We start from the raw sequence: 17,689 nt of genomic DNA on the forward strand, positions 1-17,689 counted from the left end.
CGGCATTGGATCGCGTAGCGACGTCGTAGGCGCCCTTGACGATTCATAGCCCTTTGAAGAGGACTCCCAAGCGACGTCTCAATCTGCTACCCGCACAAGTAGCTTGCCCCAGTTTTCGCCGCTGAACAGCTGGTGGAGAGCGTGCGGGGCAGCTTCAATGCCGCCGTCGACGATTGTCTCGTCGTAGTGGAGCTTACCTTCGCCGAGCAGCCCAGCGAGGTATGTGATCGCCTCTTCGAAGCGGTGGGCCCAGTCAAGTACAAGGAAGCCCTTGATCGTCGCCCGCTGCATGATCAGCTGGACTATGTTGGTGAGACTTCCCGTGTGTTCGCCGCCCTGGTTATAGCTGTTGTACTCGGAAATCATTCCGCACAGGGAAACCCGGGCACCGATGTTGAGCCGCATCAAAATGTGATCCATGACCGGCCCGCCAACGTTCTCGAAATCGACATCGATCCCATCCGGTGTGGCGGCGTCGAGCTGCGCACGCCAGTCAGCGGCGTGGTGGTCGATGCAGGCGTCATAGCCGAGAACCTTGACGGCGTGCTGGCACTTGCTGGGACTGCCAGCAATGCCAATCACCCGTCCCGCCCCTTTCTGCCTTGCGATCTGACCGGCAATCGAGCCGACCGCACCGCAGGCGGCGGAGATGACGATTGTCTCTCCCTCTTTCAAATCGGCCAAGTCGATCCCGAGATAGGCCGAGATGCCGGTGTGGCCGAGGACGCCGAGAAAGGCCGACTCGGGTGCCGGCAGTGGGGTCGGCAGGACAGTAAGCGGCGCCTCCAGCTGTGAGTCGTCGGCAAGGACCAGTTCCTGCCAACCGGTGAAGCCGCTGACAGTGGCCCCGACCGGCATGTCTTCGCGCCTGGATGCGACTACTTCGCCGACGCCGAAGCCACGCATCACTGCGCCGATCGGGACCGGAGGTTCGTAGCTACGCATATCGCTCATCCAGACGCGAGAGGTCGGGTCGAGCGAGAGAAGCTTGGTGCGGACCAAGGCCTGACCGTCGGCCAGCTCCGGTACCTGCTCTTCAACCAGTTCGAGGTCACCGTCGGCGAGTTGCCCGACGGGTCGGCGTCGTAGGCGGTAGGCCCGGTTGATGCGGTTGCCAGTCATACTGAACTCCTACGTTCTCGGCCGTCGGTGCGGCGTTGACGCCAGCCTTTGACGCGGTAATTTCGGATATGTTCGCAGTGCCGCCAGTTCGCTGGGTGCGAGGCAGATGATCGCCTGAGTAGCCTCCAGGTCCGGCATGTCCTCCAGCGGGCCATTCCGCAGCGCGGTCACCCGTTCGACGTCCAACACCTGCCGCACCGACGGCGTCCCCAGAAAGCCTTGCTGCGCAGAGAGCAGAAAGTCGCTCGGCTTCATGGCGTCAGACTACGACGCCACCCGACATCTCCAAGGCGTTTTCCGTCACATCTCGTGGAGTGACATCGTCACGGTGTTGGCGATCACGGCCTGGGGGTCAAAGCGCGTGGGCGGTGCTGGTCGCGACCGGCCGAAGAGCCGCAGCGCGGCCAGCGACCGCCCGACGCGCGGACCACCGCAGGCGGGCCGTCTTGATGACGTGTAGATGAAGTTGCTTTCAGGCATACGTGTTGATCTTGCCCAGATATAAGCGCTCCAGAATACGGCCTGAGGAAACGCGCGAAAAGGACACCTTCCGGAAGGCCCTTTTCTATTGCCCAGCACTGAACGAAGTGCTCGGAGACTTGATCACGGGCGATCGGTAGCCCAGTCTGGATCTCCTGCGGCCAACCACACCGCTGGCGGTCCAGCACGTCTATGGGGTGATCGCGTGACCAATGGTGGACTGTTTGCGGGGACAGGTGCGTTCTATGCACGGTTCCGTCCTGGCTATCCGAAGGTGTTCTTCGACGACGTGATCCGGCGTTTCGGCCTCGACGGTTCTGGACGCCTCCTGGACCTGGGCTGCGGCACTGGCCAGCTCACCATCCCGCTGGCGGGGCATGTCACCGAAGCGGTCGGCATGGATCCCGAGCCCGACATGCTCACCGAGGCCGCCCAACATGCCGCCGCCGACAAGGTCGGCAACGTCACGTGGGTTCGCGGGGGCTCAGCAGACCTGTCAGGCCAGCTCGGACGGTTCCGGCTGGTGACCATGGGGCGCTCGTTCCACTGGATGGAGCGCGAACAGGTGCTGAGGACGCTGGCCGACATGGTGGAGGACCGGGGCGGTCTGGTGATTGCCGATGACGGATGCCTGGCGCGCTCCACCACGCCATGGCAGCACATCATCGAAGAGGTGCAGCACCAGTTCATAGGCCCGATCCCCCATGCTGGTGCCGCGATGCCAGCTGACCCACATGAGGTGGTCCTGACCCGCTCGCCGTTCCAAGACGTCATGCCCGTGGTTCACGAATTCAGCCGGACATGGACGGTGGACCGAATCATCGGCTACCTGTACTCGACGTCATTGCCTCTGCGGAGGCTACTCGGCGCTCGGCAGCCCGCCTTCGAGCGAGAGATCACCGACGCGTTGCTGACAGCTGAACCAAGCGGACAATTCGTCGAACCGGTGGCACTCCACGTCCTGATCGCTCGCATTCCATGATCACCTGAAACCCGGACGACTCCTGCTAGCAAAGCTGTTAGCAAGATCTCAAAATTGTCCTGACAAACAGAAAGCCCCTGAACAGATCTTCCCTGTTCAGGGGCCTTCCAGCGCAGAGCCGACGAGGGGAATCGAACCCCTGACCTTCTGTTTACAAGACAGATGCTCTGCCGATTGAGCTACGTCGGCGCGGCCTCACAGTCTAGACGCTACCGCCTCCGATGACGAGCGACCTCATACAACGTCACCCCCGCAGCCACACCCGCGTTCAGCGACTCCGCCCCCGCGTGCATCGGGATCCTGGCGACCACGTCGCACTGCTCGCGCACCAGCCGGGACAGTCCCTTGCCTTCGGAGCCGACGACCACCACCAGCGGCTCCTCGAACAGGGACACCTCGTCGATGTCGACCTTGCCCGCCCCGTCCAGGCCGACCACGAACAGTCCGGCCTCACGGTACTCGCGCAGCGCCGCCGTCAGGTTGGCGGCGCGGGCGACGCGGAGGGTGGCCAGGGTGCCGGCGGAGGTCTTCCAGGCGCCTCCGGTGACCCCGGCGGCCCGGCGGGAGGGGATCAGCAGCCCGTGGGCGCCGAACGCGGTCGCCGAACGGGCGATGGCGCCCAGGTTCCTGGGGTCGGTCACGCCGTCGAGGGCGACGATGAGCGGGATCTCGGCGGCGTCGTGCGCCAGCTCGACCAGCTCGTCGGGGTGCGCGTAGTCGTAGGCGGGGATCTGCAGGGCGATGCCCTGGTGGACGGCGCCCTCGGTGAGGCGGTCGAGCTTGTCGCGGGTGACCTCGAGGAGCGCGATGCCCTTGTCCGCGGCGATCTTGATGGCTTCGCGGACACGGTCGTCGTTGTCGATGCGCTGGGCGACGTAGAGCGCGTTGGCGGGCACTCCCGCCTGCAGCGCCTCGAGGACGGGGTTGCGCCCGCCGATGTACTCGGGCGCGTCCTCCGGCTTCTTCGGGCGTCCGGCGGGACGGGAGGCGCCGCCGCCGCGCTCCTCGCGGGAGATGCGCTCGGCGCGCGCCTTGTCCTTGTACCAGTGCCTCATCTGCGCAGGCGGGGTCGCGCCCTTGCCTTCGAGCGCACGGCGTACCTTGCCACCCGTGCCCTTGGCCGGGCCCTTCTTCTTGGAGGGCCTGCCTGACGCTCTTCCACCTGCTGCCATGCCACAAGGGTACTAGCGGGACAACTCCCATCGGGCCCCATGCGGAGTGTCCTCGACGGTGATGCCCGCCGCGGCCAGGCCGTCCCTGATGGCGTCGGCGGCCGCGTAGTCCTTGCGGGCGCGGGCCGCCTGCCGCTGTTCGAGCGCGACCTTGACCAGCGAGTCGACGACGCCGGTGAGGTCGGAGCCCGCCGTACGCCACTGGGGTGAGCGGGGGTCGAGGCCCAGCACGTCGAGCATGTTCTGGGTCTCGGCCAGCAGCCGGGCGACGGCTTCCTTGTCGCCGCGCGCGAGCGCGACGTTGCCCTCGCGGACCACCTCGTGCACCACGGCGAGCGCCTGCGGCGTGCCCAGGTCGTCGTCGAGCGCGTCGGCGAACGCCTCGGGCAGCGGCGCGTCGGCGTCGACGTCGTGGATGACCTCGGCCGCGCGCGTGACGAACCCCTCGATGCGCTGGTAGGCGGCGGCCGCTTCGAGCAGCGCCTCCTCGGAGTACTCGATGGAGGAGCGGTAGTGCGGCGCCGCCAGGTAGTAGCGCAGCTCGACGGCACGTATCCGGGTCAGCAGGTCGGGGATCAGCAGGGAGTTGCCGAGCGACTTGCTCATCTTCTCCGCGCCGATCTTGAGCATGCCGTTGTGCATCCAGTAGCGGGCGAAGCCGTCGCCCGCCGCCTGGGACTGGGCGATCTCGTTCTCGTGGTGCGGGAAGATCAGGTCGAGCCCGCCCCCGTGGATGTCGAACGTCGAGCCGAGGTACTTGGTGGCCATGGCCGAGCACTCCAGGTGCCAGCCGGGACGGCCGGGGCCCCACGGCGTCGGCCAGGTCGGCTCGCCGGGCTTCTCGCCCTTCCACAGCGCGAAGTCGCGCGGGTCGCGCTTGCACGTCTCGTCGTCGGTGTCGCCCGCGGCGCGCATGTTCTCGAGCTTCTGGTTGGACAGCTTGCCGTACTCGGAGGCGTAGGACTGGACGTTGAAGTAGACGTCGCCACCCGAGGCGTAGGCGTGACCGCGCTCGATCAGCCGCTGCATGAGCGTGATCATCTCGGGCACGTGACCCGTGGCGCGCGGCTCGACGGTCGGCGGGAGGCAGCCGAGCGTGTCGTAGGCCCAGGTGAAGGCCCGCTGGTTGCGCTCGGCGATCACGAACCAGGGCACGCCCTCCTCCCCCGCCACCCGGATGATCTTGTCATCGATGTCGGTGACGTTGCGGCAGAAGGTCACGTCGTAGCCGGAGCGGGTCATCCAGCGCCTGAGCACGTCGAAGTTGACGCCGGAGCGGATGTGCCCGATGTGCGGCGGCGCCTGCACGGTGGCCCCACACAGGTAAATCGACGCCCGGCCGGCTTCGACCGGAACGAATTCACGGATGGCGCGCGTGCTGGTGTCGTATAGGTGCAGGCTCACGAAGGAAAGGGTACGGACTGCGAGGGCCTTTGGCTAAGCGATCCCATGCATGGCGCCCAATCCGTGTCAATATGTGGGTGGCTCAACCCCTCAGGATGACCTTGCGGGGGTGGATGCGGACGATCAGCCGCTCGTTGCCGGGCGGCTCCTCCCACGACGTGCCCGTGTACTTCAGCGACAGCTCCTCGATCAGCCGGCCCTCGGGGTCGTCCTCCATGGTGACCGTGCCGCGCACCTCGGCGTACCGGTAGGGGTTCTCCGGGTCGATCACCAGGATGCTGGCGCGCGGGTCGCGCTCGAAGTTGCGCGGCTTGCGCCGGCCCTTCACCGTGGAGACGAGGATGTCGTCCCCGTCGGTCCGCACCCACACCACCGTCGACTGCGGCCCGCCGTCCGGATTGATGCTCGTCAGAGTCGCGTGGTTGGCGCCGTCGAACAGCTTCCTCGCCTCTTCGTTCATGAACACCATTGTTCTGTAGGCTCGAGATCGCCATGGACGTGACTCCCCCCTCCGCGCTGCGCCGCATCGGCATCGCACTCGCGGGGCTCGCCGTCGCGGGCCTCACCGCCACCGCCTGCGTGCTGTCCTTCGACGAACTGCGCGCCCTCGCGGCGCTCGGCAGGGCCCGCGCGGATCTCGCCTACCTCTACCCCGCCGGCTTCGACGCCCTGCTGGCGGTGGCGCTGATCAGCGTGCTGCTGCTGCGTTCGGGGCGGCTGCTGGTCCGCGCGCAGGCCGCCCTCGTGCTCGTGCTCATGATCGCCGCCGCCGCGACGGTGAACGTGCTGGTCACCACCAACGGCCTGGCCCGGCTGCCGGTCGAGTCGGTCGCGGTGGGGGTGGCGGTCGCGCCGTGGGTGATGCTGGCGGTCGCGCTCTGGCTGTGGCTGGTGTTGATCAAGCACGTGCAGGCCCGTCGCGAGCCCGCCGGCGTGCCCGACGGTACGGCGGAGCGCGACATCGTGCCGTTCCGCGCCCCCCGTGAGGCGCCTCCGCTGGCCGGTACGGCCGAGCCGGAGCCGGAGTCGACGCCCGTCGTCGGGCCCACGCCCGCGCCGGAGACGCCGCCCATGCCGTCGATCCCGGTGTCGGAGCGCGTCACCCGATGGCCCGCGGAGCCAAGCCGTACGGCGGAGCCGACCCGTACGGCGGAGCCAAGCCGTACGGCGGAGCCAAGCCGTACGGCGGAGCCAAGCCGTACGGCGGAGCCAAGCCGTACGGCGGAGCCAAGCCGTACGGCGGAGCCGCGTGCCGTACCGAAGCCGAGGACGGAACCCGACCCCACGGCCGAGGCCGCGCTTCCCGGCGCGCCCGCCGACGAGCTGCCGCCGACCACGCCTCCCGCCCGCCCCCACCCCGCGCCTGCGCCTGCGCCTGCGCCTGCGCCTGCGCCTGCGAAGACGATGCCCCTGCCCGCACCGACCGAACCTGCCATGGAACGGGCGGAGCGGCCCGCTGACCCCGAGGAGCGCACCCCTACTCCGCGGGAGCACCTCACACGGCCCCAGCACGCCACAGGACCGACAGAGCCCCGCACGGCACCCCAGGACACCGCAGGACCGGCATCCACCGCCGCCCAGGACACCGCAGGACCGGCATCCACCGCCCCCCAGGACACCGCAGGACCGGCATTCACCGCCCCCCAGGACACCGCAGGACCGGCATTCACCGCCCCCCAGGACACCGCAGGACCGATCGAGGCTCCCGCAGCGTCTGAGGAAGGCACCGCAGGACCGGTAGAGGCTCCCACAGCGCCTCAGGACAACACAGGACACGCGGAGGCCCTCACAGCCGCCCAGAACACCTCAGAGTCAGCGGAGACCTCTCCAGCGTCTCAGGACACCGCAGGGCCCGCGGAGACGCCCATGCCGTCCCCTCACGCCGCGGAACCGGTGGAAAGACCTCTGGGCCGTCAGCGCCCTGCGGCACCGGCTGGGACGGGCACGGAGCGCGAGGAGCGCGGCGCAGGACGGCCGGCCAGCCATGAGCGGCACGAGCACGCGGCGGAGGCCGCCGTGGAGCCCGTGCGCACCGCGGCAGCCGACCACGACGGGCATGACGGGCACGACGGCGATGTGACCGCGTCCTCCGTGGGCGGGTCCGTGGACGCCGGGGAGCGGCCGGCCGAGAAGCCGGCGCGTCCCCTCCGGTGGGGTGACCTGGGCCGGGCCGAGCCGACCGACGTGCTGGTCCACCCCCGCCCCGACAGCACCCGTGACGCCGACACCCAGCCCGTCAGGATCGTCGCCGAGCACCCCGCCCGCCCGCGCACCGCCCGCGACGCGAGCTCGGGCTCGGGCTCCGGCTCGGCCGCGGGCCCGGACCCAGGCCACGGCCCCGAGGCGGCCGACGAGAGCGAGCCCGTATTAGGCCCCGCCGAGCCACCGCAGGCCCCTCACACCGACGCGCCCTCGGGACGCCTGCGCAGCACCCCGCTCCCGCCCGAGGAGTAGGAAACCCCGTGGGGTAGAAGGCCCCGTGGGATAGAAGGCCCCGTGGGATAGAAGGCCCCGTGGGATAGAAGGCCCCGTGGGATAGAAGGCCCCGTGGGATAGGAGACCCCGAGGTCAGCCACGCCCCAGGACTCAGCGCCCGGGAACGACGCCCCGAAAGGGCGCACGAGGAGCAACGCCCCAGGACGGGCGCACCGGGAACCGGGTGCGCATCCAGACGAAAGCTTGACCGGACAAGGGTGGCGACCTGACCCGAAAGCGGGCACGAAGGCTCCCGTGGCGATCATGTCGTGGGTACCAGTCCCTGAGGGCAGTGACTTTCCCCTCCACAACCTGCCCTATGGCGTCTTCTCGCGCGAGGGCGAGTTGCCGCGCGTCGGCGTGGCCATCGGTGATCAGGTTCTCGATCTGCACCAGCTCACGGTCACGGGTGCCATGCCCGATGCCTACTGGTTCGCCGCGAGCAAGCTGAACACCTTCATGGGTGCCGGCCCGCGCGCCTGGTTCCACGTGCGCGAACGGGTGACCGAGCTGCTCAGCGACGCGTCGTACACCGATGTGGTGCTGCCCTGCCTGCGGCGCCAGTCGGAGGTGACGATGCACCTGCCGTTCAACGTGTCCGATCTGGTGCTGTTCCAGACCTCGATCGAGAACGCGACGAACCTCGGCAGGATGTTCCAGCCGCCGGGCCGTGATCCGCTGCCGCCGGCGTGGCGCAGGATGCCGTTCGGCCAGTACGGCAGGGCGTCGTCCGTGTCCGTCTCGGGCACGCGGGTGGTGCGCCCGTCCGGGCAGCGCAAGGACGGCTACCTGAAGCCCGCCGAACGCCTCGACCTGTCCGCCGAGCTCGGCTACGTGATGGGGGTGCCGTCGGCTCCGCCGTACCCGCTGACGACGAGGGACTTCCCGCATCACGTGTTCGGCATGGTGCTGATGAACGTCTGGCGGGCGCTCGACCTGGTCACCATGGAGTCGCGCGCGCTGGGCCCCTTCCTGGGCCAGTCGTTCGCGGTGACGGTCTCGCCGTGGGTGGTGCCGCTGGCGGCGCTGAACGCCGCGCGGGTGGAGCAGCCGAAGCCGGAGTGCGAGCTGTCGCCGTACCTGAGGTCGTACGAGCCGGCGGGCCTGCGCATCACGCTGGGCGTGCGTATCAACGGCAACCTGGTCTCGGAGCCGGACTACACCCGGCAGTACTGGACGGGGCCGCAGCTGCTCGCGCACAGCACGATCGCCGGCGCGCCGCTGCGCACCGGCGATCTGCTCGCCACCGGGCCCGTCGGGGGCAATGGGACGTTGCTGGAGATGACCGGGAACGGGCCGTTCCTTGCGGACGGGGACACCGTCCTGCTGACCGCTCGCACGTCCCACGGTGTGGGGTTCGGCGAGGCGCGGGGTTCGGTGTTCCCGGCCGTCTAGACGCTCGTGCCGCGCCGCAGTCCCGCGACGATTCCTACGCCGACGATCGCGAGGACCACCTGCATGACGAGTTCTATCCAGTCGATGCCGGGGGTCGTCGCGACGCCGAGAACCTGCGCCAGGGCCGTGCCGATGAGAGCCGCCACGATTCCGACCACGATGGTCAGGATCCAGCCGATGGGCTGCCTTCCGGGAAGCAGAAGGCGCCCGATCGCGCCGACGACGGCACCGATGACGATGGCACCGAGGATGGATGCGATTGTCATGAGAACCTCCCCGTGGGGTGAGATTTTCACCGCCCACGGGAAGACGATTACCCGCCTACACGACGATAATCGCGACGATGCCGAAGTCGCAGGTCAATGCGTGCCTCGCGTCGCCTGGGCCCGCGCCACGACGAGGACGCCGACGACGGCGAACAGGATCTGGATGATGTGCTGCCACCAGTTGATGCCAGGGGTCCTGCTGAGCCCGAGGAAGTAGGCGACGAGAGTGCCGAGCAGCGCGGCCACGACGCCGACGATCCACGTCATGGTCAGCGACATGTGCTGCTTGCCGGGAACGATGAGCCTGGCGATCGCGCCGACGACGATACCGAAGACGATCGCGGAAATGATCGAGCCGATCATGTCAAGTCCCCCCGTTGTGATGCATCTCCGGACGGGGACGTACCCGGCATCTTCCCAGGTTACGCATGCAGGGATGGCGGTCCGTACCGCGCCAGTGACGGACCGCCATCCCCGGTGGCTCGGCGGGTTCGACACCACCCGCCGGGATCACCCCTCGCTCAGATAGACGCTCTAGGCGCCCTGAGGGTTGACGTCCGCGACGACGAGCGCGGTGGCGATGGCGGCGATCCCCTCGCCGCGGCCGGTCAGCCCCAGCCCGTCGGTGGTGGTGGCGCTGACGCTCACGGGCGCGCCCACGGCGGCGCCCAGCACCTTCTCGGCCTCGGTACGGCGGGGCGCCAGCTTGGGCCGGTTGCCGATCACCTGGATGGCGACGTTGCCGATGGTGAAGCCCGCTTCGCGCACGACTCTCGCGGCCTCCTCGAGCAGCACGACGCCGGCCGCGCCCGACCAGCGCGGGTCGGCGGTGCCGAAGAGCCCGCCCAGGTCGCCGAGACCCGCCGCGGACAGCAGGGCGTCGCAGGCCGCGTGGGCGGCGGCGTCGCCGTCGGAATGGCCTTCGAGCCCCGTCTCGCCGGGCCAGTGCAGGCCGGCCAGGTTGAGCTCACGCCCAGATGCGAACGGGTGGACGTCGACTCCGACGCCCACCCGTGGGAGGTTCGTGTTCAGGAGTTGAGAACCTCGTCGAGCAGGGCCTCAGCCTTGTCCTCGTTGGTCTTCTCCGCGAGCGCCAGCTCGCTCACCAGGATCTGGCGAGCCTTGGCCAGCATCCGCTTCTCGCCTGCCGACAGGCCGCGCTCACGGTCACGCCGCCACAGGTCCCGAACGACTTCGGCGACCTTGTTGACATCACCCGACGCGAGCTTCTCAAGATTTGCCTTGTAACGCCGCGACCAGTTGGTCGGCTCCTCGGTGTGAGGCATGCGCAGAACGTCGAAAACGCGCTCAAGGCCCTCCTGGCCGACGACATCGCGCACACCGACGAGTTCCGCGTTCTCCGCAGGCACCTGGACGGTAAGGTCGCCCTTGTCGACCTTGAGCACCAGGTAGGTCTTTTCCACACCCTTGATGGTCCGGGTCGTGATTTCTTCGATCCGAGCAGCCCCATGGTGGGGGTAGACGACAGTGTCGCCGACCTGGAAAGTCATGTGACAAGTACCCCTTCCGCTGTACTCCAGGGTACCACGCGTCCACAGCCTCCCGGAACAGTGAAATCCCCATAACTGCAGGTCAAAGCCGCATATTAGGACTTGACAACCGTTCAACTCTGTGAATCGCAGAACTGACATAGCGAATGACCTGCGGGGGTGCGGATATGACCATGAACCCGGATCGATATGGTGGGCCTGCCCCAACTCGCACACGCGCGCCATAAGGAGAACCCGCTCGTGACCAGCCGTCGCTGGATTATCGCCGCCGCTGCGTTCCTTGCCGCACCGGTACTGGCCGGCTGTGCCGCCGGATTCGACGCCAACACCAACCAGCCGTACGCGCCCAACGAGGCCGCGGCCCTCATCCAGGACGGCTCCTACGGCGCCCGCGGCATCAAGATCCCTCAGGCCTTCGTCCTCGGCCCCGACTCGGGCGCCAAGCTGGCCCAGGGCGGCTCCGCGCCGATCTACCTGCACGTCGTCAACACCAACGGCCAGGCCGACTCGCTGGTGAGCGTCGCCGCCGAGGTCGGCACGGTGAAGCTGGCCGCGCCGATCGCGCTGCCCAGCAACGAGGGCGTCAACACCGGCAAGCCCTCTCCCCAGCTGATGATCGAGGGCCTCAGCAAGCCGCTCAGCGGCGGCGAGAGCGTGCGACTGGCCCTGCAGTTCGCCAACGCGGGCTCGGTGTCGGTGAACGTGCCCGTGATCACGCGCAGCCGCGAGTTCGCGCAGTACCCGAGCGCGCCGGGCGCCACCCCCGCCCCGCCCACCCCGACGCCGACCGCCTCGCACACCGCCGAATCCGGCCACTGACCGCCCGCACCGGCACCACCCGCTGAGGGCCGCACCGGATCCGCCCGCCAGGGGCCGGGCCGCACGCTCGGGGCAGGCCGTACCGGAGCCGCCCGCCGGCGTCCGCGCCGGCCCGCACCCGAGCCGTCCGGTACGGCAAGCCGGTCTGGCGCCCCCGTCCGCGCCGGGCGCCGTCCGTCACGGGCGCGCGCCCAGCAGGACTCCGGTCCCCGCCGTCCCGCCCCGGGCACCCTCAGTAAGCCGTAACGGACGGAGGGACCCGGGAAGGCTCTGATGGGCGCGGAGGAATCCGGGAAAGGGGACCCGGGAACGCCCTGACGGACGCGAAGGAATCCGGGAAAGGGACCCGGGAACGCCCTGACGGACACGGAGGGACCCGGGAAGACCCAAGCGGACGCGGAGGGACACGGGGAAGAGACCCGGGAGGGCCGGGCCGGCGCACTGGGAGCTCCAGAAGCCCCGAGACGCCCCCACACCCCGCGAGACAGCCCCGGACCCCACGAGGACGGTCTCGGACGCCGCGAGGACGATCTCGATCCCATGAGGCGGCCCCAGACCCTACGAGACGGCCCTCGGGGCACCACAAAGCGGCTCAGAACCCCACGGCACGGCCGTAGCCGCACCGGCCCGCCGAAGGCCCCACCGAAGCGGCCCCCGCACGACGGCTATGCCGGCTCCGGTGAGGCCCCGTGGATCGAGACGGCCCGCGAGCTCCGCCCAGGAGCCGACGCCGCGCGAAACGGCAGAAACCCCGCCGCCCAACCGGGCGAGCGGGGTTTCGCGCGTATGAGGGGCCTCAGTCGTCGACGGGGTCGAACTTGTAGCCGAGCCCGCGCACCGTCAGGATGCACTTCGGGTTGGAGGGATCGGACTCGACCTTGGCGCGCAGGCGCTTGATGTGGACGTCGAGCGTCTTGGTGTCGCCCACGTAGTCGGCGCCCCACACCCTGTCGATCAGCTGGCCGCGGGTCAGCACCCGGCCGGCGTTGCGCAGCAGTACCTCGAGCAGCTCGAACTCCTTCAGCGGCAGCTGCACCTGCTCGCCACGGACGGCCACGATGTGCCGGTCCACGTCCATCCGCACCGGGCCGGCGGCCAGCACCGCCGACTCCAGCTCCTCCACCGTGTCGCCCTGCCGTCGCAGCACCGCGCGGATGCGGGCGACCAGCTCGCGGGAGGAGAAGGGCTTGGTGACGTAGTCGTCGGCGCCCAGCTCCAGGCCGACGACCTTGTCGATCTCGCTGTCCTTGGCGGTCAGCATGATGACGGGCACCTTGGAGCGCTGGCGCAGCGAGCGGCAGACCTCGGTGCCCGGGAGGCCGGGCAGCATGAGGTCGAGCAGCACCAGGTCGGCGCCGTTGCGGTCGAAGGTGTCGAGGGCCTCGGGCCCCGTCGCCGCGACCGACACCTCGAAGCCCTCCTTGCGGAGCATGTACGACAGGGCGTCGGAGAACGACTCCTCGTCCTCCACGACGAGCACCCGGGTCACGATCCCTCCTTCATCGGGCTCGTGACCCGAGTCGTGCGATGTCTGTTGTTGACGGCTGCGCGACGCTCAGCCATTGGCGGCCTCCAGAGGGCGTTGTACGGGTACGGCGGAGCCGCCGAACGCGGGCAGGCGCATCGTGAACGTGGAGCCGGAACCCTCCTTGCTCCACACGCTCACCTCCCCGGCGTGCGCCACGGCGACGTGCTTGACGATGGCGAGGCCGAGGCCTGTTCCGCCGGTCGCGCGTGACCGGGCGGCGTCGACTCTGAAGAACCTCTCGAAGATGCGCTCCAGCGACTCCTCGGGGATGCCGATCCCCTGGTCGCTGACGCTGATCTCCACGCAGTCGCCCGCGGGGCGGGCGCTGACGACGACCCTGGTGTGCTCGGGGCTGTAGGCGATCGCGTTGGAGATCAGGTTGCGCAGCGCGGTGACGAGCAGTTCGTCGTCGCCCCAGATGCGCAGCCCCTCGGTGCCGCCCGCCACCAGGGTGATGTCCTTGGCGATGGCCTTGGTGTTGCAGTGGTCGATGGCGTCGTGGACGGCGTCGTCGATCGACACCTGGCCGGGCGTCGGGATGGGCTCGGCGCCCTGGATCCTGGACAGCGTGATGAGGTCCTGGACCAGGTAGGTGAGCCTGGCCGCCTCGTGCTGCATGCGCCCGGCGAAGCGGGTCACCGCCTCGGGGTCGTCGGCGGCGTCCTGGATCGTCTCCGCCAGCAGGCTGAGCGCGCCGACGGGGGTCTTGAGCTCGTGGCTGACGTTGGCGACGAAGTCGCGGCGGACCGCCTCGACCCTGCGCCGCTCGGTCTGGTCCTCGGCGAGCACGAGCACCTGCCCGTGGGAGCCGAGGGGCGCCACGCGCACCGCGAAGTTGGTCACTTCCTGGCCGAACTTGTGTCCGGCGACGTCGATCTCGCTCTCGCGGATCTCGCCGTCGCGCCGTACCTGCCGGGCCAGGGCGAGGAGCTCGGCCGCCATCAGCCGATCACCCTTGACTAAACCGAAGGCCCTCGCGGCCGAGCTGGCGCGCAGGACGCGGTCGTGTGCGTCCAGCACCACGGCCGAGGAGGGAAGTACGGCCAGCACCGAGGCCACGCCCTGTGGCAGGGCACCGGAGTCCGCGTCGTCAGAGGAGTCGCGGCCGCTCCTGCCCGCAACCTCGATCTGGTTGCGGTAGAACAGCACGGCGACGGCCCCGACGACGAAGCCGGCCAAAGCCGCGAAGCTCATGGCCATCTCACCCATGCGCATCCTTTCCTGCAGTCCTCCATTTCCGATGGTAGGTGCGCTTTTCCGGGTTACAGACCCCTCACCAGGGGATGAACGCCGCCTTTCCCGGAAAGTTCATCTCGCGGTCGGGGTTCGTTCATCGCGGCCCACGTACGGTAACGGCATGCGTGACGCTTACCACGAAGATCTTGATTCGCTCACCGACAAGCTGGTGGAGATGACCAGGCTTGTCCGTTCGGCCATCTCGCGCGCCACCACCGCGCTCCTGGACGCCGACCTGCCGCTCGCGGAAAGCGTCATCTCGCAGGACGAGGAGATCGACCGGATCTTCGCCGACGTCGAGGAGTCCATCTACGACCTGATGGCCCGCCAGCAGCCGGTCGCCGTCGACCTGCGTATGATCATCACCGCGCTGCGCATGGGCACCGACCTCGAGCGCATGGGCGACCTGGCCGAGCACGTCGCCAAGGTCGCCAGGCTGCGTCACCCCGATTCGGCGATCCCGCCGGAGATCCGCTCCACGATCCTGCAGATGGGCCAGATCGCCGAGAACCTCATCACGAAGGCCGGCTCCTGCGTGGCCTCGCGCGACGTGGAGGCGGCCAAGGAACTGGAGCACGACGACGACGCCATGGACCGCCTGCACCGCAGGCTGTTCAAGGAGATCCTGCACAAGGACTGGAAGTACGGCGTGGAACCGGCGATCGACATCACGCTGATCGGCCGCTACTACGAGCGTTACGCCGACCACGCGGTGCGGGTGGCCCGCGACGTGATCTACCTGGTGACGGGATCGCGCACCGCGTGAGCTGACCTCCCGACGGGCGGACGGCCATGCCGCGGCCCGCGCGGGCGCCGGTGACGAGGCCGGCCCCGCGCAGGGCCCCGACGTGCTCGGGGCCGGGCCGTCCCCCGCGGTGTGCTCACGCCCCAGGTGTCTCAGTCCCAGGTGTCGCCGTCGTGCGGGAGGGCGGCGTAGTCGGCCGGATCGTGGGAGAGGAAGACCCGCACGCCTGCCCGCGCGAGCGCCCGCACGCGCTGGTAGGTCAGCAGCTTCTGCTCGACGTTCCAGTCGCTGAGCTGTGGCACGTCCTGGTCGAGTGCCTCCTTCAGGTGCGCCGCGTCGCCCATGAAGCCGACCCTGCCCTGGTTGGCCAGGTCGAGGATCATCGCCTGGTGGCCGGGGGTGTGGCCGGCCATGCGCAACAGCCGTACCGTGCCGTCGAGGAAGATGTCGACGTCGCCGCGCAGCTCGAGGTAGTCGTAGCCGCGGCAGTGCAGGTAGTCGTTGACCGCGTACCCCCTGGCGGTCCAGCGGTCGGGCCACCAGGCGTGGCGCAGTTCGTCGTGCTGGACCACGTGCACGGCGTGCGGGAAGTAGCTCATCCCGCCGGCGTGGTCGAGGTGCAGGTGGGAGTAGAGGACGTGGGTCACGTCCGCCGGGCGGTGGCCGAGGCGCCGCAGTTGCGCGTCGACGGCGTCGTCGCGGGTGAAGCCCTCGGCGCCGTACTTCGCCCGCAGGCCGGGCCCCCAGTACGTCTCGGCGGCCTCGGGATCGGCCACGTGGTGGTTGATGCCGGTGTCGAACAGGATCAGCCCGTGCGTGGAGTGCTCGACGACGACCACGGTCGACGGCACGGTGATGGTGCCGCTCGCGCCGTACATGAGGCCTTCCTTCGGCATCGTGAAGGGGCCGGCGTTCACGGTCGTCAGGCGCAGTTTCGGTGCCATGAGGTGCCTCCCCGGGCAGCGCGGTTTCCGGCGGGTCGCCCGCCGGTCGGGCCCGCGCTGCCGGGCCGGCCCGCTCAGCGACCCTGGTTGGCCACGGCCTCGATCGCCGCCTTCGCCGCCTCGGGGTCGAGGTACTCGCCGCCGGGAACCAGCGGCCGGTAGTCGGCGTCGAGCTCGTAACGCAGCGGGATGCCCGTCGGGATGTTCAGGCCGGCGATCTTCTCGTCGGAGATGCCGTCGAGGTGCTTGACCAGCGCGCGCAGCGAGTTGCCGTGGGCGAAGACGATCACCGTGCGCCCCGCCGCGAGGTCGGGCACGATCGAGTCGTACCAGTACGGCAGCATGCGGTCGACGACGTCCTTCAGGCACTCCGTCGCCGGCATCAGCTCGGGGGGCAGCGCCGCGTAGCGGGGGTCGCCCTGCTGGGAGTACTCGTCGTCGGCGGCGATGGGCGGCGGCGGCACGTCGTAGGAGCGGCGCCAGAGCATGAACTGCTCGTCGCCGAACTCCTCGCGCGTCTGCGCCTTGTTCTTGCCCTGCAGCGCGCCGTAGTGGCGCTCGTTGAGCCGCCACGAGCGGATGACGGGCAGCCATGCCAGGTCGGCGGCCTCGAGTGCGAGGTTGGCGGTGCGGATCGCACGGTTGAGCACGCTGGTGTGCACCACGTCGGGCCTGATACCCGCCTCGACCAGCAGTTCGCCGCCCCTGCGGGCCTCCTCCTCACCCTTGGGTGACAGCGGGGCGTCCACCCAGCCGGTGAACAGTCCCTTGACGTTCCATTCGCTCTCACCGTGTCGCACAAGCACCAAAGTCGCCATGCGGACAAGCCTATCGAGCGGGCTTGCGTGCCACACCACACAGGAAATAGGGGCCCACGTCCTTGAAGGGAACGAGGTCGGGGTGGTCGGGGCGCCATTCGGGCAGGTTGACCACGCCTGGCTCGACCAGGTCGAGCCCGTCGAACAGCGCGGCGACCTCCGTCGAGTGCCGTGCGGTGAACTGGGCGGAGGCGCCCTGGTAGACCCGTTCGACCTCCGGGGCCGCTTCCGGCCGCAGATCGTGGCAGACGTGCGAGATCGCCAGGTAGCCGCCGGGCACGAGGGCGTCGGTCAGGGTGGCGACGATGGGGGCGGGGTCGTCCTTGACGAAATGGACGATCGCCAGCAGCAGCACCGCGACCGGCCGGGAGAAGTCCAGGTGGGTGGCGGCGTCGGCGAGGACGGCGGCGGGCGCCCGCAGGTCGCCCCGCACGATCCTGACCTGCGGGGTGTCCTCCAGGAGGGCGCGGGCGTGCACGAGCACCTGGGGATCGTTGTCGACGTAGACGACCCTGGCGCCGGGGCCGGCGATCTCGTGGACGTTGCTCTGCGTCGGCAGGCCGGTGCCGATGTCGAGGAACTGGGTGATCCCCTGCTCCCGCAGGAATCGGACGGCGCGGCCGAGAAAGGCGCGGTTCTCCCGGGCTCCGACGGGAATGTGCGGCACGATCTCCAGCACCTTCTCCGCGGCCGCGCGGTCGGCGGCGAAATTGTCCTTGCCGCCGAGAAAATAGTCGTACATTCGCGCGACATTCGGAATATTCGGATCAAAGCTCACAGGCTCGGCCACAA

At 69.2% G+C, this 17,689-nt stretch carries 19 protein-coding genes and 1 tRNA gene; 5 read left to right on the plus strand and 15 right to left on the minus strand.

The window, feature by feature from the left end; all coding sequences use genetic code 11:
* Positions 1-78: 78 nt before the first annotated feature.
* Positions 79-1,122 carry an NADP-dependent oxidoreductase gene (locus ACWDLG_RS00495; protein WP_449914378.1) on the minus strand — a complete coding sequence of 348 codons (1,044 nt, stop codon included), beginning with the start codon at positions 1,120-1,122 and terminating at the stop codon, positions 79-81.
* Between the two features lie 9 nt (positions 1,123-1,131).
* Positions 1,132-1,377 (minus strand): hypothetical protein, encoded by a 246-nt coding sequence (locus ACWDLG_RS00500; protein ID WP_449914380.1) that lies wholly within the window; start codon positions 1,375-1,377, stop codon positions 1,132-1,134.
* A gap of 430 nt (positions 1,378-1,807) precedes the next feature.
* On the opposite strand from ACWDLG_RS00500, the gene ACWDLG_RS00505 reads away from it, so the two are divergent.
* Positions 1,808-2,584 (plus strand): class I SAM-dependent methyltransferase, encoded by a 777-nt coding sequence (locus tag ACWDLG_RS00505; RefSeq protein ID WP_449914382.1) that lies wholly within the window; start codon positions 1,808-1,810, stop codon positions 2,582-2,584.
* A 116-nt stretch (positions 2,585-2,700) separates the two neighbouring features.
* Here ACWDLG_RS00505 and ACWDLG_RS00510 read toward each other — a convergent pair.
* The 4 genes from ACWDLG_RS00510 to ACWDLG_RS00525 form a co-directional block, all read right to left on the minus strand.
* Positions 2,701-2,773, minus strand: a tRNA-Thr gene (locus tag ACWDLG_RS00510).
* Between the two features lie 20 nt (positions 2,774-2,793).
* Positions 2,794-3,756, minus strand: a complete 963-nt coding sequence (gene rlmB, locus ACWDLG_RS00515) for a 23S rRNA (guanosine(2251)-2'-O)-methyltransferase RlmB (RefSeq protein ID WP_449914384.1) — start codon at positions 3,754-3,756, stop codon at positions 2,794-2,796.
* A 12-nt stretch (positions 3,757-3,768) separates the two neighbouring features.
* Positions 3,769-5,160 (minus strand): cysteine--tRNA ligase, encoded by a 1,392-nt coding sequence (gene cysS, locus ACWDLG_RS00520; protein WP_354914011.1) that lies wholly within the window; start codon positions 5,158-5,160, stop codon positions 3,769-3,771.
* Between the two features lie 82 nt (positions 5,161-5,242).
* A complete protein-coding gene (locus tag ACWDLG_RS00525) occupies positions 5,243-5,620 on the minus strand; it encodes a PPOX class F420-dependent oxidoreductase (RefSeq protein ID WP_449914387.1) in 378 nt (125 codons plus the stop codon).
* Between the two features lie 32 nt (positions 5,621-5,652).
* On the opposite strand from ACWDLG_RS00525, the gene ACWDLG_RS00530 reads away from it, so the two are divergent.
* Both ACWDLG_RS00530 and ACWDLG_RS00535 read left to right on the plus strand, forming a co-directional pair.
* Positions 5,653-7,614: a DUF2637 domain-containing protein gene (locus ACWDLG_RS00530; protein WP_449914390.1), complete on the plus strand. Its 1,962-nt coding sequence runs from the start codon at positions 5,653-5,655 to the stop codon at positions 7,612-7,614.
* 285 nt (positions 7,615-7,899) lie between these two features.
* Positions 7,900-9,030: a fumarylacetoacetate hydrolase family protein gene (locus ACWDLG_RS00535; RefSeq protein ID WP_354914016.1), complete on the plus strand. Its 1,131-nt coding sequence runs from the start codon at positions 7,900-7,902 to the stop codon at positions 9,028-9,030.
* On the opposite strand, the gene ACWDLG_RS00540 is transcribed toward ACWDLG_RS00535, so the two are convergent.
* The 4 genes from ACWDLG_RS00540 to ACWDLG_RS00555 all read right to left on the minus strand — a co-directional run bounded on the left by ACWDLG_RS00540 (position 9,027) and on the right by ACWDLG_RS00555 (position 10,807).
* Positions 9,027-9,296: a GlsB/YeaQ/YmgE family stress response membrane protein gene (locus tag ACWDLG_RS00540; RefSeq protein ID WP_354914018.1), complete on the minus strand. Its 270-nt coding sequence runs from the start codon at positions 9,294-9,296 to the stop codon at positions 9,027-9,029. The genes ACWDLG_RS00535 and ACWDLG_RS00540 overlap by 4 nt on opposite strands.
* Before the next feature lie 93 nt (positions 9,297-9,389).
* Positions 9,390-9,659: a GlsB/YeaQ/YmgE family stress response membrane protein gene (locus ACWDLG_RS00545; protein WP_354914020.1), complete on the minus strand. Its 270-nt coding sequence runs from the start codon at positions 9,657-9,659 to the stop codon at positions 9,390-9,392.
* A 171-nt stretch (positions 9,660-9,830) separates the two neighbouring features.
* A complete protein-coding gene (ispF, locus tag ACWDLG_RS00550) occupies positions 9,831-10,307 on the minus strand; it encodes a 2-C-methyl-D-erythritol 2,4-cyclodiphosphate synthase (protein ID WP_449914400.1) in 477 nt (158 codons plus the stop codon).
* 17 nt (positions 10,308-10,324) lie between these two features.
* Positions 10,325-10,807: a CarD family transcriptional regulator gene (locus ACWDLG_RS00555; protein ID WP_181615762.1), complete on the minus strand. Its 483-nt coding sequence runs from the start codon at positions 10,805-10,807 to the stop codon at positions 10,325-10,327.
* 240 nt (positions 10,808-11,047) lie between these two features.
* Between ACWDLG_RS00555 and ACWDLG_RS00560 the strand changes: the two genes are divergently transcribed.
* Positions 11,048-11,626: a copper chaperone PCu(A)C gene (locus tag ACWDLG_RS00560; RefSeq protein WP_354914024.1), complete on the plus strand. Its 579-nt coding sequence runs from the start codon at positions 11,048-11,050 to the stop codon at positions 11,624-11,626.
* A gap of 796 nt (positions 11,627-12,422) precedes the next feature.
* Here ACWDLG_RS00560 and ACWDLG_RS00565 read toward each other — a convergent pair.
* Entirely contained in the window at positions 12,423-13,115 is a 693-nt protein-coding gene (locus tag ACWDLG_RS00565) for a response regulator transcription factor (RefSeq protein ID WP_354914026.1), read from the minus strand.
* Positions 13,116-13,181: 66 nt separating this feature from the next.
* Positions 13,182-14,354 (minus strand): sensor histidine kinase, encoded by a 1,173-nt coding sequence (locus tag ACWDLG_RS00570; protein WP_449916154.1) that lies wholly within the window; start codon positions 14,352-14,354, stop codon positions 13,182-13,184.
* Between the two features lie 157 nt (positions 14,355-14,511).
* Here ACWDLG_RS00570 and phoU point away from each other — a divergent pair, with 157 nt between their 5' ends.
* The gene (gene phoU, locus ACWDLG_RS00575; protein ID WP_449914405.1) at positions 14,512-15,156 is read left to right on the plus strand and encodes a phosphate signaling complex protein PhoU; all 645 of its coding nucleotides are present in this window, start codon (positions 14,512-14,514) and stop codon (positions 15,154-15,156) included.
* 131 nt (positions 15,157-15,287) lie between these two features.
* On the opposite strand, the gene ACWDLG_RS00580 is transcribed toward phoU, so the two are convergent.
* The 3 genes from ACWDLG_RS00580 to ACWDLG_RS00590 form a co-directional block, all read right to left on the minus strand.
* Complete coding sequence (locus ACWDLG_RS00580; protein WP_449914407.1) at positions 15,288-16,079, minus strand: N-acyl homoserine lactonase family protein; 792 nt, start codon at positions 16,077-16,079, stop codon at positions 15,288-15,290.
* 74 nt (positions 16,080-16,153) lie between these two features.
* A complete protein-coding gene (locus tag ACWDLG_RS00585; protein WP_449914408.1) occupies positions 16,154-16,897 on the minus strand; it encodes a phosphoglyceromutase in 744 nt (247 codons plus the stop codon).
* A 10-nt stretch (positions 16,898-16,907) separates the two neighbouring features.
* Positions 16,908-17,687: an SAM-dependent methyltransferase gene (locus ACWDLG_RS00590; protein ID WP_449914411.1), complete on the minus strand. Its 780-nt coding sequence runs from the start codon at positions 17,685-17,687 to the stop codon at positions 16,908-16,910.
* Positions 17,688-17,689 lie beyond the last annotated feature (2 nt).

Source organism: Nonomuraea sp. NPDC003727 (genome assembly GCF_053586935.1).

What these genes read in the sequence shown, in the direction of transcription:
- ACWDLG_RS00495 (WP_449914378.1), bottom strand. Translation starts at nt 1,122, where the DNA reads ATGACTGGCAACCGCATCAACCGGGCCTACCGCCTACGACGCCGACCC.
- ACWDLG_RS00500 (WP_449914380.1), bottom strand. Translation starts at nt 1,377, where the DNA reads ATGAAGCCGAGCGACTTTCTGCTCTCTGCGCAGCAAGGCTTTCTGGGG.
- rlmB (WP_449914384.1), bottom strand. Translation starts at nt 3,756, where the DNA reads ATGGCAGCAGGTGGAAGAGCGTCAGGCAGGCCCTCCAAGAAGAAGGGC.
- ACWDLG_RS00525 (WP_449914387.1), bottom strand. Translation starts at nt 5,620, where the DNA reads ATGAACGAAGAGGCGAGGAAGCTGTTCGACGGCGCCAACCACGCGACT.
- ACWDLG_RS00530 (WP_449914390.1), top strand. Translation starts at nt 5,653, where the DNA reads ATGGACGTGACTCCCCCCTCCGCGCTGCGCCGCATCGGCATCGCACTC.
- ACWDLG_RS00535 (WP_354914016.1), top strand. Translation starts at nt 7,900, where the DNA reads ATGTCGTGGGTACCAGTCCCTGAGGGCAGTGACTTTCCCCTCCACAAC.
- ACWDLG_RS00540 (WP_354914018.1), bottom strand. Translation starts at nt 9,296, where the DNA reads ATGACAATCGCATCCATCCTCGGTGCCATCGTCATCGGTGCCGTCGTC.
- ACWDLG_RS00545 (WP_354914020.1), bottom strand. Translation starts at nt 9,659, where the DNA reads ATGATCGGCTCGATCATTTCCGCGATCGTCTTCGGTATCGTCGTCGGC.
- ACWDLG_RS00555 (WP_181615762.1), bottom strand. Translation starts at nt 10,807, where the DNA reads ATGACTTTCCAGGTCGGCGACACTGTCGTCTACCCCCACCATGGGGCT.
- ACWDLG_RS00570 (WP_449916154.1), bottom strand. Translation starts at nt 14,354, where the DNA reads ATGGCCATGAGCTTCGCGGCTTTGGCCGGCTTCGTCGTCGGGGCCGTC.
- phoU (WP_449914405.1), top strand. Translation starts at nt 14,512, where the DNA reads ATGCGTGACGCTTACCACGAAGATCTTGATTCGCTCACCGACAAGCTG.
- ACWDLG_RS00580 (WP_449914407.1), bottom strand. Translation starts at nt 16,079, where the DNA reads ATGGCACCGAAACTGCGCCTGACGACCGTGAACGCCGGCCCCTTCACG.
- ACWDLG_RS00585 (WP_449914408.1), bottom strand. Translation starts at nt 16,897, where the DNA reads ATGGCGACTTTGGTGCTTGTGCGACACGGTGAGAGCGAATGGAACGTC.